Origin of the sequence: Bacillus toyonensis BCT-7112, assembly GCF_000496285.1 — a bacterium.
Classification (GTDB): Bacteria; Bacillota; Bacilli; order Bacillales; family Bacillaceae_G; genus Bacillus_A; species Bacillus_A toyonensis.
Map to the genome: position 1 here is coordinate 4,007,294 of NC_022781.1, position 15,723 is coordinate 4,023,016.

Consider the following 15,723-nt stretch of genomic DNA (forward strand, 5'->3'; position numbering starts at 1 on the left):
AACTCCTTACGCGTTCTTCATAATAATTGTTTCTAATACGTTTGCAACGCTTTGGCAGCTATCAGCTACTTCTTCAAGCTCTTCGTAAATCTCTTTGTATTGAATAATCTTAATCGGATCTTTTTCACGAGAGAATAAGTGTTTAATCGCATGACGACGAATATCATCGCATTGTGATTCGTAATCCTTAATCTTAATCGCGTTCGTACGAATGTCGACCAACTTCTTTTTAGACAGTAGTTCAACAGAGTTTGCAATTTCAATTGCACATTGATTAATTGCTTCTACGAATTTAATCATGTATTCATCAGCTTCTGTAATAGAATACATTTCGAACAGACCAGCACCGTGATCTAATCCGTCTAATACATCATCCATACTCATTGCAAGTTGTAGGATGTCCTCACGTTCAATAGGAGTAATAAACGCTTTGTTTAGCTCCATAATGATTTCGTGAATAAATGAGTCACCTTTTGACTCATATTCTTTCATGCGCATAGAAAACTCTTTTAAATCGCTAGCATTTTTAATTTTATACTCCACGAAAAATTGCGCGCCTTCTTTTAAATTTTCAGAAACATTCATTAACATTTCAGAAAATTTATCTTTTTTTGATTTAAAGACCATTATTAGTTACCCCCACAAAAGTAATATATGTAAAATATATTGGCTAGTCAATTCTAACAAAAAACTGTCGTTTTTTAAAACATTTTATCGAAAAGTTTACAAAAACTTAACATAACTCTCATTGTTGTATTAATAATATTAATAATCGATATTGAATATCTTACTTGTAGAATGTCCTTTTCTTGCAAAAAGTATGAATGTGAAAGAAAAGCTTTACACTATAGGAAGGACTACGTTATTATAATAAATTTAAAAGGAGGTATATTCTTCCTTTTGAAAAGAAGAGTGTAAACAAACGAAGGAAGTGAACGAATGAAATTGAAGAACACTCACTTTAAAAAAACGCTTGAGTGGTTCAATGAGAGGAAGAAACTACGCAATTCATTAATTGTATTGGGCAGTTTATTCGTTACTCTATTTATTGCTATAAATATAATAATTTCCATTCAAGACATATCTGAATTAAAACAAGCTGTTCCGCAACCGACTTTAATTTATGATGCAAACAATGAAGTTGCGACTAAATTGGCTTCTTCTAAAACAGAAGGCGTAAAAAGGAAAGATATTCCTAACATTATGGTTCAGGCAATTGTTGCAGTAGAAGATAAGGAGTTTTTTAACCATCACGGTATTTACTATAGTGGAATTATAAGTGCGGTTTTTAAAAATATTACAGCAGGAGAAGTTGTAGCAGGGGGAAGTACAATTACACAACAACTTGCGAAAAATGTATTTTTGACACAAGACCGCACGTTCTCACGTAAAATAAAAGAATATTTTCTAACTAAAAAAATAGAACGTACTTATACAAAAGATGAAATTATTGAAATGTATATGAATCAAATTTATTTTGGTGAAGGGGCTTGGGGTATAAAAAGAGCAGCTAAATCTTATTTTGATAAAGATGTAAAAGATTTATCAATTTCAGAAGCTGCAACGATTGCGGGCTTGATTAAAGCGCCGTCTGCGTATTCGCCTTATAAAAACTTTAATAAATCAATTGAACGACGTAATGTCGTATTAAGTTTAATGAAAGAGCAAGGGTATATTTCTGAAGAACAGTACAATAAAGAAAAAGAGTCCGGTCTTGTATTAAAACGTGGTGTGGATGATAAATACAAAGGTAAATATTCTCAATATGTAGACTATATTGTTAGAGAAGCAATGGACAAGTACGAATTAACACAGAATGAGATTTTAGCAGGTGGTTATCGTATTTATACAGAGCTTGATTCGAAAAAACAACAGGCTGTAGAAGATGTTGTGAATAATGATAACTATTTTAAAGATAGTGGTTCAGATCAGCTCATGCAAACAGGAGTGGTCCTTGTGAATCCAAAAACTGGTGGTGTTCCAGCTTTAGTTGGAGGCAGAGGGCCGTATCAGTTTTTACAATTTAACCATGCTACTCAATTAAAAAGGCAACCAGGTTCAACGTTAAAGCCTCTTGCTGTATATGTACCAGCGTTAGAACAAGGGTATGAAGTATACGATATATTAAAAGATGAACCATTTAGTATTAAAGAATACGAACCGAAAAATAGTGATCTTACCTTCCATGGTAATGTGACAATGTATGAAGCGGTGGCAAAGTCGTATAATGTTTCAGCAGTTTGGCTGTTAGAACAAATAGGATTAGATAAAGGATTGAAATCTTTAGAGAGATTTGGTATTCCAATAGTGCCAGAAGATCGTACGTATCCGATTGCTTTAGGCGGAATGCATGTAGGTACATCTCCATTTGTAATGGCCCAAGCATATAGTACATTTGCAAATGATGGTGTTCAAGTGGAGGCTCATGCAATTAGAGAAATTCAAAACGCTGAAGGTGAAACGATTGGGAAATGGTATAAGAAAGAGACGCGGGTGACGAGTGAAAAAATTGCTCAAAAGATGACATATTTATTAAAAGGTGTTGTCGAAAAGGGAACAGGTGAAAAAGCGAAAGTTAATAATGTTGATACGGCGGGTAAGACAGGTACTACTCAAATTGTAAATGGTCCAAGCAATGGTGCAAAGGATTCATGGTTTGTTGGATATACGCCAGATTTAGTAGGTGCGATTTGGGTAGGATATGATAAAACAGATAGCGAGCATTATGTTCCAGGAGGGAGTCAAATTACGACGACGATGTTCCGGGATATCATGAAAAAAGCAAATGCAAATCCAGCTCAAAAAGCATTCCAGTTATCACTAATACCAGAGGCTGACTACAAAAAACAATTGCAAACAATCGAAGAGGAAAAACGAAGAAAAGAAGAAGAGAAGAGAAGGAAAGAACAGGAACAACAAAGAAAACAAGAGCAGCAAGAGTGGTTTGATAAAGTGAAAGAGTGGATTCCATCACTTTGGTAAAAGAAGAAAGAGGCGAATAACGAAATCCGCCTCTTTTTCGTATGAAAAATAAAGTGAAACTTCAATCATTAAGGGATGTTTATTCACCGCTAATGATTAGCCCATACCAATTGGGAAATGATATTACTCGTTTAGTATAATGTTCGTACTGCCAGAGGATTGAGAATCATATGTGATAATGATTTTGCCTTTACTAATAGGTTCGTAAGGTAATTCTTCTTCATAACTACCATTATTTTCATTATGGATAGAAAGCGTGATTTCATCAATTTCTTTATTTATATACTGATCTTTAATCGTTTCAGCAATTTGAAGTAGCGTTTCGTAACTAGAAGCTTTCGTAATAAGCATTCCTTTTATAACCTTTTTTTCATTATTTGCTGCATTGGAATAAGGGATGTTACTTTGTTTTGTATACAAAAGCTTGTATGGAACTGTTTTTCTCTCTGCTTTTGATATAGTGGAATATTTTAGAGTTAAAAAAAATCCTACACATAAAATAATGCATACCATAAAAGCAACCCAGATGCGTATCAGTGACATAACTCTCATTTTCATCCCTCTTTCATATCTTTGACTTCACTATTTATCATACAAAATGAGGATTAAGATAGAGTAAATTTGAGGTAAAGAAACGTAAAGAAGGAGCACTTATCCTCCCAAATAAGTGCCCGGTTCTATATAAAAAGAGAAATTTAATTTACAGTCAAATGATGCATATTATTATAAATACGCTTATTTAGTGAAATTAGTAAATTCGGAAAACAGATAGTGTTGCTGTTGTATCACCTGTGTTAGGAATAGAAATAGTATTTGCTGTAGGTTGTACAGCGATTGTTGTACCAGTTTGTAAAGTAACGATTGTAGAGAAAGAAACAGCACTACTGATAACGTTAGTTGAAAAATTACGAGTAGGTGGTTGACCATTGAAGGAAATACCGAACCCAAACGGTGAAGAGCCTGGGAAAGTTGTAGACGCTGAGAAATTAATATCATATACGCCTGTTTCTAAAACTGTTAAAGTGTCTGAAGTGTCATTAAAAGTGATAGTATTTATTTCAAAAACTTGATTAAATTGGATGTTTGTTCCAGGAGATATAGTTTGTGCGTTGGAGTTTCCGATGGACGCGATAGTTACAGGAATTGGAGTACCCGCTGGACTGTCGCACCAGTAGCACCTTGAGCGCCCGCCGGTCCTTGGACACCAGTTAAGCCCCTTGAGTCCTACTATCACCTCCTCCAAGGCAATCTGATCCGTATTGAACTAGGAATAGTTTGGATCTCTGTTATGAGTTTAACTAATTTGTCGATAGTACAACAATCTACTTTAAATAACTTAGCAAGCTTTGTAGCTCAACGTACAATGCTCCGCATGAGAAAGGTGTTGTTCTTAAAATAGTTAATAGATTAGTGATAATAGAATTTCCGATTTGTTTTTGTGCCGGAGATAAATCTAAGCAATTGAGGAACTTTTGTAGATTATTTAGGGCATCAATTAGATTATCTATATTATTTTGAGAAGGGGTTTGAAAGACAGCTTGAATAGCTTGACCAAGTGCTTGAAGAAGTCTAACAAACTCTTTCAGTTCGGACTTAGAGATATTAATATGACTGCAAGCTCTTACTTCGCAACAATCATTACCATAAAATACTTTTCCTTTATTTATATTGTTTATCTTTTCATCCCTTTCTTTCATAGAATCAATAGTCGTTACTATATATTAAGATGAGATTTATACTAAATTCGTGATGGACAAACTACTATTTCTAAAAAAATAAGAAGTTTGCCTACCAAGCAAAAACAATTAAGTTATGGAGAAAGATTTATAGAAATTAAAGAAGATTAGTTCAACATAAAAAAGCATGTCAATTGTTGAGAGTATCTAACAATTGGCATGCGGTTTGTGGAGGAATACCTCATTTGTATTCATTCATTCTTTCATGGTTTGTTTTAGATAAAGTTGGAATAGAAATAGTGAAAGTTGTACCAGCTTGATTACTAGTCATTTTTAATGTGCCGTTATGATTTTGAATAATTTTCTTTGTTACTGATAGGCCCAGTCCTGTTCCTGAATCTTTTGTTGAGAAGAATGGATCAAAGATATATTCTTGAATAGCTGGAGGAATACCAGTTCCATTATCTGTGAAAGTAATCCGAACGAAGTTATCTAGGCGATAACTAGTGATTTGAATAGAAAGAGGTTTTTCACCTTGAGCATCAACGGCGTTTTGAAATAGGTTTAAAAACACTTGAACAAGTTCATGGCGATCAATATGGACTAAAATATCATCTAATTCATTAGAAAAATTATAATCAATTGAAATGTTATGCAAAAAGACCTCACTTGCTAGTAGCTGTTGAATATATTCACGTAAAAATATATTGATGGGAAACGGTTCTCTTTTAAATTCGCGTGTTTTCGATATAGATAAAAATTTTGTAATAATACTATTTGCACGATCTAATTCAGGAATAAGTAAGTGTTTAAATAATTCTTTATTGGATGGAGATACACTCTCTTGTAAAAACTGTAAGTATCCCCGTACTGTTGTAAGTGGGTTGCGTACTTCATGTGCAATCCCGGCGGCAATTCGTCCTGCTAATGAAAATTTCTCTGCATCACGTTCTGTGTTTAAATAATGAAAAACGCTAATAACTCTAAAAATCTCTCCATTATAATCGCGAATAATTCGATTATTAATAATGCCATAGTTTTTGTCTAAAACCTCTTCATTATATATTTCGGTTCCTGTTTTTAAGGTTTCAATAGCTTTAATTTTTTCTTCAGGTAAGTTAAGTAATTGTTGAATTGGCTTTCCAATTATTTCGTTTCGTATTACAACAAAATCATCTGCAGCAGCTTGATTACATAATGTAATATTCCCCTTATTATCAATAAAGGTTACATGATGTGAAAAAGCATCAAAAATATGAACAAAGTGTTTTTCAAGTTGTTCAAATAAAAATAATGAATCGCAAGTAAGTTGAAAATCAGCTTCTTTATTCTCTTTTCGTATGTTTTGAATGGAATGATTTGTTCTTGTTTTCTTTATTTGCAAACCAATATGTGGATTTTTATATGTGAAATGATGCGGCAATTGATTCACAAGTTCTTCATAAAAACGTACTTTATTTTCTAGTTCTTCTATTCGTTTTTCATGAGATAAAATATCATCGGTTGGAAGCATAAATAAATAACCCCTCAATTTAAAAATTCTTCCATTTAGTATATCATATTTTTATACGGATACTCTTAAAGAAAGAGTTACTTAATGAATTTGATTGTCCAAGATGATTGGGAAATCAGTAGAATGAATATAAGATGAAAACTGAAAGGGAGGAATATGATTGTTTTTCATTGGAGTGACAGGGTGGGGAGATCATGATTCTTTATATATAGATCCCTATGAAAATAAAAATAAATTACGAACATACAGTGAACATTTTCCTATTGTCGAAGTGGATAGTTCATTTTATGCGATGCAACCGGCACGAAATTATACGAAATGGGCGATGGAAACACCGACAGACTTTTCTTTTGTCGTAAAAGCGTATCAAGGAATGACAGGGCATATGAAAGGAGAAACTCCTTTTTCTACGTTTGATGAGATGTTTGATGTGTATAAACAATCGATTCTTCCTTTAATAGAAGCGAATAAATTAAAAATAATTTTATTTCAATATCCACCATGGTTTGATTGCAAAAAGAAAAATGTAGATTTCCTTCGATATACGAAAGAGAAAATGGAAGGTTTACCGTGTGCGATAGAGTTTCGAAATCAAACATGGTTTTATCCAGAAATGAGAGATAAAACGCTACAATTTTTAGAGAAAGAAAAATGGATTCATACAATTTGTGATGAACCGCAAGCGGGAATTGGTTCGGTTCCACTCGTATTAGAGGCGACGGATTCGGATATAACATTAATCCGCTTTCATGGTCGAAACGTTCATGGCTGGCTGGATAAAGGGGAAAATTGGAGGGCGGTTCGCTGTTTATATCGCTACAACAATAAAGAATTGGAAGAATGGGTAGAACGACTAGAGCAACTAAAAAAGAAGACAAAGGACATATACGTATTATTTAATAATAATTCGGGCGGGGATGCAGCGGATAATGCGAAACAACTTATGAAAATGATGAACATTACATATGGTGAGCCAAAGCCTGAGCAATTAAATTTATTTGAACGATGATAAAACAAGAAAGGCACTGTACAAACAGGGGGAATGTACAGTGCCTTTCTATATGAAAAAGAGGGGTAACAATGTTACTGAGCGTTTGGTTGATTCATCAATTGTTGGCTTCATAATAAATGATAATGGTTATCATTATCATTGTCAATGATTTTTCGGAAAATAAGTAAAATTTTTTTGTATTTTAAATAGCAATAAAAAAAGAACAGCATTAATGCTGTTCTTTTCCGTTAATAAATTGTTGTAAATCAAAAGGAGTTATCGCTTGGATAAATTCTTTTGAGATAAGTGTTTGAACGAGAGTGCTCTCAGAAATGCTAGCACCTGTTTTCTTTTCATAAGCTTGTTTTAATAAATCGAGTTTTTCAGCCGTTTCTTGCGGTAATTCAATTGTAAGTGTGTTCATAATTTCTCCCCCTTATTATTAGAGTACCACTACAATATAAGAGAGACAAGAAAAGAAAAGAGAATATGAAACATAAAAAAGGTTACCATTTTTTAAATGGTAACCTTTTTTATGTATAAGAGGTATTAAGCGATACCGATATACTTTAAAGTTTTTGATGGAGTACTATGATCAAAGAAGTGTTGTAAAAATGCAATGTCAACACCTGATTTGTATGCACAATAGCCCCAAGTTTTTCGAAGTGTATGTGAGCTAATCCCTTCTAATCCAACTTCTTTTGCAGCTTTGTTTAAAATGTACCATGCATGTTGTCTCGTAATAGATTTTGTTCCTTTTTGAGACTTTAATAATGGCTCATTGCGTTTCCAAGTTTTACGTTCTTTCATGTAGTCTTCGATTGCGTGCTGTAAGTCTTCATTTACAGCAAACCATTTATGTTTCTTTACTTTTTCATTGTAAAATAAAATGGAATGGCGAACATTTTCGTTTTCATCGATGACATCGCTAACTTTTAATTGTAAGATTTCGCTTACTTTTAAGCCAGAATTTACGGCTAATACGAATAATAAGCCATCACGTTTCGAAGATTGTAAAAGTATATTTTTGATAGTTTCTAATTGTTTTTCACTTTGAATAGGTTGTCCTGCTTGTTTCATTTCACGCACTCTCCTCTTTTATATGTGTAAAGGAAAGGATTAACTTGTTTCTTACTATAAAGGGAGAGTGTGAATTTCATGTGAACTCCTAGTGAAATTAAGACAAATTATTTGACTTCTTTTACATTTGGTAAATTAAAATAGAATACAACGCTATTATTCGTATTATATACACCGTACTTGGCATGATGGAGATCTAAAATGTTTTTTACAATAGATAACCCGAGACCGGTACCACCAGTATGACGACTGCGTGATGCATCTAAACGATAGAAGCGATCCCAAATTTTTTCAAGACTTTCTTCTGGGATAGGATTTCCTGTATTCTCGATTTCGACTTTTACTGTATCTTCGGTTTCTATAACAGAGACTTGTATTCTTTCTCCATCGGGCGTATAGCGAATTGCATTGCTAAGTAAGTTCACAACTACTTGCTCAATACGACTACGATTCGCTTTAACAAATATAGAAGTGTCTGCATCGACGTCCACTTGTAACTGCTTTTCCTCCATGCTAAATAATAACTTTGTATGGACTTGCTGAATTAATTCACCGATTGAGAATGTTGTCATTTCTAGTTTGTACGTACCCGATTCTAGTTTTGCTAATTCTAACATTTCAACAATAAGTCTGTTCATATTTTCTGTTTCTTCTAAAATAACATCTGTATAATACGTTGTATCTTTACTAACACCATCTTGAATCCCTTCTGCGAAACTTCTAATTACACTAAGTGGTGTTTTTAATTCGTGGGATACACCAGAAATGAATTCTTTCCTCGTCTTCTCTAATTGACGTTCACGTTCAATATCTTGTTGTAATTTTGTATTGGCAACATTTAATCGATCAATTCTGTCTTTTAAGTTTACAGATAATGTATTGATACTGCCGGAAAGCCCGCCAATTTCATCGTCTGCTGTAACAGGTAGTTTCTCGCTAAAATCAAAATTAGCCATTTTCTTTGTAACGCGATTAATCTTAATTAATGGTTTCACAATAATTTTTGAATAGTAGAAGGATAATAAAATAATCACGAGAAACACAATGATTAAGGCATAGACATAATAATCTTTTAAAACGAGCATCGCTTCATTAACAGGTTGCAAAGATACTATCGCAAAGGCGTACTCTGTAACCATATTGTTTTCCATAATAGGTTTTACAAAGATGCGGCTTTGTAAATTTTCTTCAACGCCTAATGGGTATATAGTTAATTTATTTGAATCAGAAGTACCCTGCCTAATTGTGTATGTAAAATATTGAACGGCTCGTAATGTTTCAATGTCATTTGCAAGCCGAACCTCAGCTTTGGATGGGAGCTGTAACTTAGATATAACACCAGTAAGGCGGATATTAGTTGTAGTTTTGTATCGATTTGTAAGTCCATTTTTAGGAGGATTACTATTAATTGATTGGAAATCCGAATTGAAATGTTCGTTTCGCCATCGATTATAATGTGTTGACAATTCTATTGGTGTTATAATATTCCCCTGTAAGAACCCCAAGACGCTGATTGGTCCATCTTTTTTTAAACCTAAATTTTCGAATTTAATATATTCTTCGGGTGTTAAAAGATTATTAAGTGGAATGGAATACGTACTTTGAGTTTTAGAATCAATAACATCAATGTAGAAATTGTTTTCACTTTTAATAATGCCATTAGAATCTAAAAATTGCATTTCAGCATTTGTTTTATCATGAAATTCTTGTTTTAGTTTTCTAATTTCCTCATAACTTTTGCCGCTTTTTTCGTAATTATCTACGAATTTTTCAAAGGCAGTTTGAACGGTTTTTACTTTTTTATTAATATAAAATTTCTCTAAAAATAGAGACTGTCCTAGGAAAAAGAGGAGGAATATGATTGTAAATAATGTTGATGTTAATAAAAATAGTTTAAAGACGATACTTCTGTTTTTCACTGCTTCACCTCTTATGAGAAATACTGTAAATGATTTCACTTTATTATAACAAACGTGACAAGAAAGTAGAGGGAGAAATCTGTCTCTTTCTAAAGTAGTTTTTTATAAAAAGTCACATAAAAAGAACTCGACAGACGTATGACGAGTTCTTTAATGTATTATTGTTGAATTGCTGCATCTAAAGCGATTTCAATCATCTCGTTAAATGTAGTTTGACGTTCTTCAGATGTTGTTTCTTCACCAGTGAAGATGTGATCGCTTACTGTTAATACAGATAATGCATTTACACCATATTTCGCTGCTAATGTGTAAAGAGCAGTTGTTTCCATCTCTACTGCTAATACACCGTAATCTGCAAGTTTTTTAACCATGTCCATGCTTTCACGATAAAAAACATCTGCTGTTAAAACGTTACCAACACGAACGTGTAATCCTTTTTCAGTTCCTGCATCGTAAGCTTTCTTTAAAAGGTCAAAGTTTGCAGCTGGTGCAAAATCAAAACCTGGGAATGTTAAACGGTTCATATTCGAATCAGTACAAGCTGTCATTGCAATAATAACGTCACGTACTTTTACGTCCTTTTGAATTGCACCGCAAGTCCCAACACGAATTAAATTTTTAACTCCGTAGCTTTGGATTAGTTCGTTTACATAAATAGAAATAGAAGGAACACCCATACCTGTACCTTGAACAGATACACGTTTTCCTTTATAAGTTCCAGTGAAACCTAACATACCACGCACGTTATTATAGCAAGTAACGTCCTCAAGAAATGTTTCAGCGATATATTTTGCGCGTAATGGATCACCAGGTAATAGAATAGATTCAGCGATTTCGCCTTGTTTTGCTTCAATATGTACACTCATGAAAAGTCCTCCTTATAATGTATTGATAGAAATCAATATCATTTGCATTATACACTACGAATCCGTTCAATTAAAATCTTTTTAATTATTTGTAATATGTGCAAAAGAGGAGGATTTCATAAATCATAATCTAGAATATATATGAAAGAAGTTTTGTATAAACAGAGACAATAAAAATGGTAGGTGATTTTTTGAAAAATCTTGTCATTGGACTTGTAGCTTTGGTACTTATTGTGGCGGGAGGATTTTACATAAAAAAATATCAGGAAACCGTAGAGACGGTAGGAGATGTTCAAGAAGTAAAATGGGATGTATCAAATGGAAAAGGAAATGATAAAGTAGATATTTTGTTTCAATTACTAAATAAAAAGAATAATGAGGTTCGTGGTGTAAATGATCAAATTCGGGCAGTTATTGTAGATGAACAGTTAAAACATATACAACAGATTAAACCTACATTTGCAGGGAATGGATCATATAAGTTATCTTCCAAAATAGCGAAAGATGAAGCGTATACAATATTTTTATATGAAAACAAAAATAAGTCAGTAGAATCATTCGCGAAGACAGATTTTGGGAGAGAAAAAGAAGAAAAAAATAAGAAGAAGGTGAACCTGCCAGTCGATAGTGTACTTACAAAAAAAATTGGAGAGCATGAAGTTTCTCTTTTATTCGGTGCATTACATCCGAATGAGCCGGTGACGTTAACATTTCAGTTTCAAGCAAAAAAGGGTGAAAAATTGAAATTACATTCAGAGAGAGGAGAAGAGGAAACTCTTTATATCGTAGATGAAACGAGGGAAAACTTTTTATACGCTATGCCTGTTGATACGGATGAGCAATTACAGTATCGTATTACATTTCCTGCCCAAGGCACGTATAAACTGTGGGGAACTTTTTATATAAATGGTAAGAAATATGAGAAGGATTTTATCGTACAAGTTCAAAAAAGAAAAAACAGCTAAATTTTTAGCTGTTTTTCTTTTTCCTATTAGTTTTGTTACAGAGAGCATCGTAATTGGTAAAGAATGATTCTTCCTAAATGCTAAATATTTACCGCTCCATGCTGGTTTGTATTTCTCTTTAAAATGTCGTAATCCGCTGAAACTATACGTATAACGAACGTTATTAAAGATTGCAGCAGCAACTCTTTCAGACCAAAATGATTGTGTTGATAACCCAACATTGGAAAGTGGCGCCATACCAATATTAAAGGAGTGATATTCATTTTCTTTTGCCCATTGGAATAAGTGGATGAAAATTGCGTCCATAATTCCACTAGGTGCATCTGGATAATAGCGCATTAAATCAACAGACAATGATCCGTTTTGATATACGGGCATAAAGGTTGTGAATGCGATAATCTTTCCATCCGCATCAGATAATGTAGCGATAGGAGCACGGCTAATATATTCACGATCGAAGTATCCGAGTGAAAAACCTTTCTCTTTTTTTCCACCGAGCCATGCATCAGAAACTTTCCGTAACTCTTCGAATAATTCGTCTGAGAATGGCGGCTGATGAATAGAGAATGTATAGCCTTCTCTTTCAAAACGATTGAAAGTCGCTCGCATACCAGCGCGTTTCTTTCCTGTTATTGTAAATGTATTTAAATCAACGACAGCTTCTTCACCAAGTTTAAAGAAGTTATAACCAAAATCATGATATAAACTCATCCATTTACTTTCGATTTGATAAAATACACAAATGTATCCGAATCGATCAGCTTCAGCTAAAAACTCTTGCAACACATTACGATAGGAGGAAGGGTTGCCAATTGGATCACCTAATACAACAAGACGTTTTCCAGTTATGGAGAAGAGAAGGAGCGCCTTCCCATCACTGCTAAAGAAGAATTGTTTATCTCCTAAATAACCTAAATGACTAAGTACATTTCCACCGTGTTCATCTAAGAAGTTTTGTAACCTTTTATCATTTGCTGGTTGCCCGGGAAATTCATTTCGATAACGATTGGCAATGAGTGAGCCAATTAGTAAAAAAGTAGGAACGAAAAAGGCAGCTGCTAATGCACTTCGTTTCACTTGGGTAATATTACGAACGACGAAATCAGGTTTAAAAGCTTCTTTTGCACCTGCAAATAAAATACCTAAGTTTTTATATAAATATAACGTTACAAGTAAGAATATAAAAACTTTTACGATATCAGAAAGTGAGACTTCCATTTTCTCGCGTACGAATCTTTTACGAAGCATATATAATACAGCGAGTACGATTAACAAAATAAATGTTTCTTCAATATCAATTCCTTTTAGCGTATTAAAGATAGCGGCTCCAATTAAAGAAATAATTGTCATATAATAAGAACGTTTTGTTCCGTAATATATTCCCCTTGAAAGGATTAGAAGGAGAATACCGAATGTTAGCGATAAGCTAAAAGAAAACTGAATCAGATGCTTTGGAGCTAAAATATGTAAGGCGTGTGCCCGGTTTATACTTGTTGGTAAAATAGTCGATAAAATAACCATTAAGCCAGCAAATACTGTTAAAGCAGCAGATGCCCATGAACCTAATTTCCCTAGAAAGTCACGCTGCAAAGTCCATATAACGCCAGTGGTTTCTAATGCAGGCGCAATAAAAGGTTTATCTTCAAACTTTTTAATGGCCACTCCTGTCATTTCGAAAGCCGCAAAAATGAGACCAAGGCAGAATGGTAAAATGTAATAGACGAGGCGATATAGTAACATAGCAGGCAGTAAAACACCTGTATCAATGCCGTATTGTCCTAGTCCAGTTAAGAAGACAAGGTCAAATGAACCAAGCCCACCAGGGACAAGACTAACGACGCCAGCTAAGGCAGCAATTACATATACACCTAAAAACTTTTGAAAGTCAACTTCAATTCCAAACAGTATTAAAATGACGTACATAACGATACCAGCAGATACCCATTCGACTAATGAAACTAATGAGTATAAAACAGTTGGATTTTTCTCTTCCTCTTCTTGTCCTTCGGTTTGCGTTGTTTTTCTATTTTTAAGTTTAGAAAAGCCGATGTATATAGGGACGAAAAGGGCAAAGAAGATAAGGACAGGCCATAACCACGGTTTTTCATGCAAAATAAATCTTGTGTCTAATATTCCGATAAGACCGAGGAATGAAAGTATGGCTAATCCGTTAATAAAGGCAGTCGTCATCCAGGCAATACTTTTAATAAGTTTTCCATTTTCTTTTATGTATGGACGATAAAGCATTGTTCGTACACCAGCTCCAACGAGGCCACCAAATCCAATAAAACCATTTAAAGTATTCGCAATCCATGAGATACGGAAAATCTTTTGGACAGGTATATCAGCTTTTAAGTAACGAAGCATAACATAATCATAAAAGAACATCGTTGATACAGCGAATGCACCAAGTGTAATTGCTAAAAAGACTCCTCCAGTTGGAATGTTTTTAATTGTATCAATCGCTTCTAAAAAAGAAATGCCCGCTAATTCTTTTTTTGCTTGAAAGAATACAACTGTTAATACAACAAATGGGAAGATAATTTTCCCGATTTGTAAGAAACGTTTCCATGAAAACGACATAAATACAACTCTCCTTGTATAAGAAAACTGAGACAATAATATTATTATGACAAACTTCAAGAAAAATAAAAAGGTAAATTCCTGTATAGGTAAGCTATTTTTTATATAGGTATATTTAAAAGAATATTTCGTTTATCAGAAAGTTAAGTTAAAATGGAGTGAAAGAAGGAAGAGAGGGGAAGTATATGATTATAATAGGTTATGCGGGGCATGAGTTAGAGAAAGCAAAACCTAATACATCAGAAGATTTTTTTAACAGATCTGAAGTGACATATATATTAAATGATAAAGAGAAAACTTTTTCAGTTTTATACGTTCGCTATTTTGAAGAAGTTATACAAGAAATTACTCCTTTTGAAGGAAATCCAGTGTGTAAAGTAGAAGAACAAGACATATATTTACGGGATATTGTAGCGATATGTTGTTTAGTGAAAGATAAGGAGCTCCGTGCGCAAAAACGTTTATATTTAAATAATATAGAAGAATTTCAACAATATTTTGATGAGAGAACAGTGTTGAAAGTACAAGAAATATTGGCTGAATTACATAAAAATAAAAGAATAGAAATAGCGTGAAATGGAAAGGGAGAGGGAAGAAATGTCTAATTTGATGGTTGAAAATCAAACAGAACAAGTTTCTATATTTTTAGAAGATGCGATTACTTTGATAACCAATTATGTAAATTATCATACGTTGCCTTTTTTATTAGAAGAGACACCAGCTGGGAACGAGCAATATTATAAAGGGTTATTAGCATCAATGAGACGTCTTCTCGTTTTTTGCGAAGAAGGACATGATGCATGTTTTGTTTTGCTGAATAGCCAGCCATTTCGAAAAACAGCAGCTGAAAAAATTTTATATAAGATATATCATCAAGTAATTGCAGAGTTTTTTTCCCCGAAGAGTGATCATTGGTATGAAAATAGTCGATCTGCATATACAGGAAAAAATTCTATCGTTTTTCAACAAACACCACCTTCATCTATAGAGAAAGTGATGAAGAATTTAGAAGGTAAATTTCAATTGATGCGTGAAGAACTAGAATATTATGAGACAGATTACCAAACGAAGATGTTACACAAATACTAATTAAGGAAAAGAAGCTAAGGAGACTTAGCTTCTTTTCCTTTTGTACAGTTATATAAGGG

The 15,723-nt window shown here is 33.5% G+C and carries 14 protein-coding genes and 1 pseudogene; 5 read left to right on the plus strand and 10 right to left on the minus strand.

What is annotated here, in order from left to right:
• Nucleotides 1–6: 6 nt before the first annotated feature.
• Nucleotides 7–627 (minus strand): DUF47 domain-containing protein, encoded by a 621-nt coding sequence (locus BTOYO_RS20570; protein ID WP_000231444.1) that lies wholly within the window; start codon nt 625–627, stop codon nt 7–9.
• Between the two features lie 312 nt (nt 628–939).
• Here BTOYO_RS20570 and BTOYO_RS20575 point away from each other — a divergent pair, with 312 nt between their 5' ends.
• The gene (locus BTOYO_RS20575) at nt 940–2,982 is read left to right on the plus strand and encodes a transglycosylase domain-containing protein (RefSeq protein WP_000769255.1); all 2,043 of its coding nucleotides are present in this window, start codon (nt 940–942) and stop codon (nt 2,980–2,982) included.
• A 123-nt stretch (nt 2,983–3,105) separates the two neighbouring features.
• Here BTOYO_RS20575 and BTOYO_RS20580 read toward each other — a convergent pair whose 3' ends face one another.
• From BTOYO_RS20580 to BTOYO_RS20590, 4 genes are all read right to left on the minus strand, one after another.
• Nucleotides 3,106–3,534 carry a hypothetical protein gene (locus tag BTOYO_RS20580; protein WP_001265580.1) on the minus strand — a complete coding sequence of 143 codons (429 nt, stop codon included), beginning with the start codon at nt 3,532–3,534 and terminating at the stop codon, nt 3,106–3,108.
• Nucleotides 3,535–3,730: 196 nt separating this feature from the next.
• Nucleotides 3,731–4,216 carry a Gly-Xaa-Xaa repeat protein gene (locus tag BTOYO_RS28355; RefSeq protein ID WP_370114585.1) on the minus strand — a complete coding sequence of 162 codons (486 nt, stop codon included), beginning with the start codon at nt 4,214–4,216 and terminating at the stop codon, nt 3,731–3,733.
• 88 nt (nt 4,217–4,304) lie between these two features.
• Nucleotides 4,305–4,679 (minus strand): collagen-like repeat preface domain-containing protein, encoded by a 375-nt coding sequence (locus BTOYO_RS28360; protein WP_002038299.1) that lies wholly within the window; start codon nt 4,677–4,679, stop codon nt 4,305–4,307.
• A 220-nt stretch (nt 4,680–4,899) separates the two neighbouring features.
• Nucleotides 4,900–6,171, minus strand: coding sequence for an ATP-binding protein (locus BTOYO_RS20590; RefSeq protein WP_000938020.1), 1,272 nt, complete (start codon nt 6,169–6,171; stop codon nt 4,900–4,902).
• A 160-nt stretch (nt 6,172–6,331) separates the two neighbouring features.
• On the opposite strand from BTOYO_RS20590, the gene BTOYO_RS20595 reads away from it, so the two are divergent.
• The gene (locus BTOYO_RS20595; protein WP_000465099.1) at nt 6,332–7,180 is read left to right on the plus strand and encodes a DUF72 domain-containing protein; all 849 of its coding nucleotides are present in this window, start codon (nt 6,332–6,334) and stop codon (nt 7,178–7,180) included.
• Between the two features lie 211 nt (nt 7,181–7,391).
• Here BTOYO_RS20595 and BTOYO_RS20600 read toward each other — a convergent pair whose 3' ends face one another.
• The 4 genes from BTOYO_RS20600 to deoD form a co-directional block, all read right to left on the minus strand.
• The gene (locus BTOYO_RS20600) at nt 7,392–7,586 is read right to left on the minus strand and encodes a DUF3924 domain-containing protein (protein WP_001094863.1); all 195 of its coding nucleotides are present in this window, start codon (nt 7,584–7,586) and stop codon (nt 7,392–7,394) included.
• Between the two features lie 125 nt (nt 7,587–7,711).
• Nucleotides 7,712–8,242: a tyrosine-type recombinase/integrase gene (locus BTOYO_RS20605; RefSeq protein ID WP_000806240.1), complete on the minus strand. Its 531-nt coding sequence runs from the start codon at nt 8,240–8,242 to the stop codon at nt 7,712–7,714.
• 107 nt (nt 8,243–8,349) lie between these two features.
• Nucleotides 8,350–10,161: a sensor histidine kinase gene (locus BTOYO_RS20610; RefSeq protein ID WP_000797528.1), complete on the minus strand. Its 1,812-nt coding sequence runs from the start codon at nt 10,159–10,161 to the stop codon at nt 8,350–8,352.
• A gap of 158 nt (nt 10,162–10,319) precedes the next feature.
• A complete protein-coding gene (deoD, locus tag BTOYO_RS20615) occupies nt 10,320–11,027 on the minus strand; it encodes a purine-nucleoside phosphorylase (protein ID WP_000110704.1) in 708 nt (235 codons plus the stop codon).
• A 176-nt stretch (nt 11,028–11,203) separates the two neighbouring features.
• Here deoD and BTOYO_RS20620 point away from each other — a divergent pair, with 176 nt between their 5' ends.
• A complete protein-coding gene (locus BTOYO_RS20620) occupies nt 11,204–11,992 on the plus strand; it encodes a hypothetical protein (protein WP_000232581.1) in 789 nt (262 codons plus the stop codon).
• 6 nt (nt 11,993–11,998) lie between these two features.
• Here BTOYO_RS20620 and mprF read toward each other — a convergent pair.
• Nucleotides 11,999–14,575, minus strand: a pseudogene (gene mprF, locus BTOYO_RS20625) (bifunctional lysylphosphatidylglycerol flippase/synthetase MprF); the annotation flags it as partial.
• A 185-nt stretch (nt 14,576–14,760) separates the two neighbouring features.
• On the opposite strand from mprF, the gene BTOYO_RS20630 reads away from it, so the two are divergent.
• The gene (locus BTOYO_RS20630; RefSeq protein WP_000583780.1) at nt 14,761–15,150 is read left to right on the plus strand and encodes a hypothetical protein; all 390 of its coding nucleotides are present in this window, start codon (nt 14,761–14,763) and stop codon (nt 15,148–15,150) included.
• Between the two features lie 22 nt (nt 15,151–15,172).
• Nucleotides 15,173–15,664 (plus strand): YpuI family protein, encoded by a 492-nt coding sequence (locus tag BTOYO_RS20635; protein ID WP_000067559.1) that lies wholly within the window; start codon nt 15,173–15,175, stop codon nt 15,662–15,664.
• The last annotated feature ends 59 nt before the right edge of the window (nt 15,665–15,723 follow it).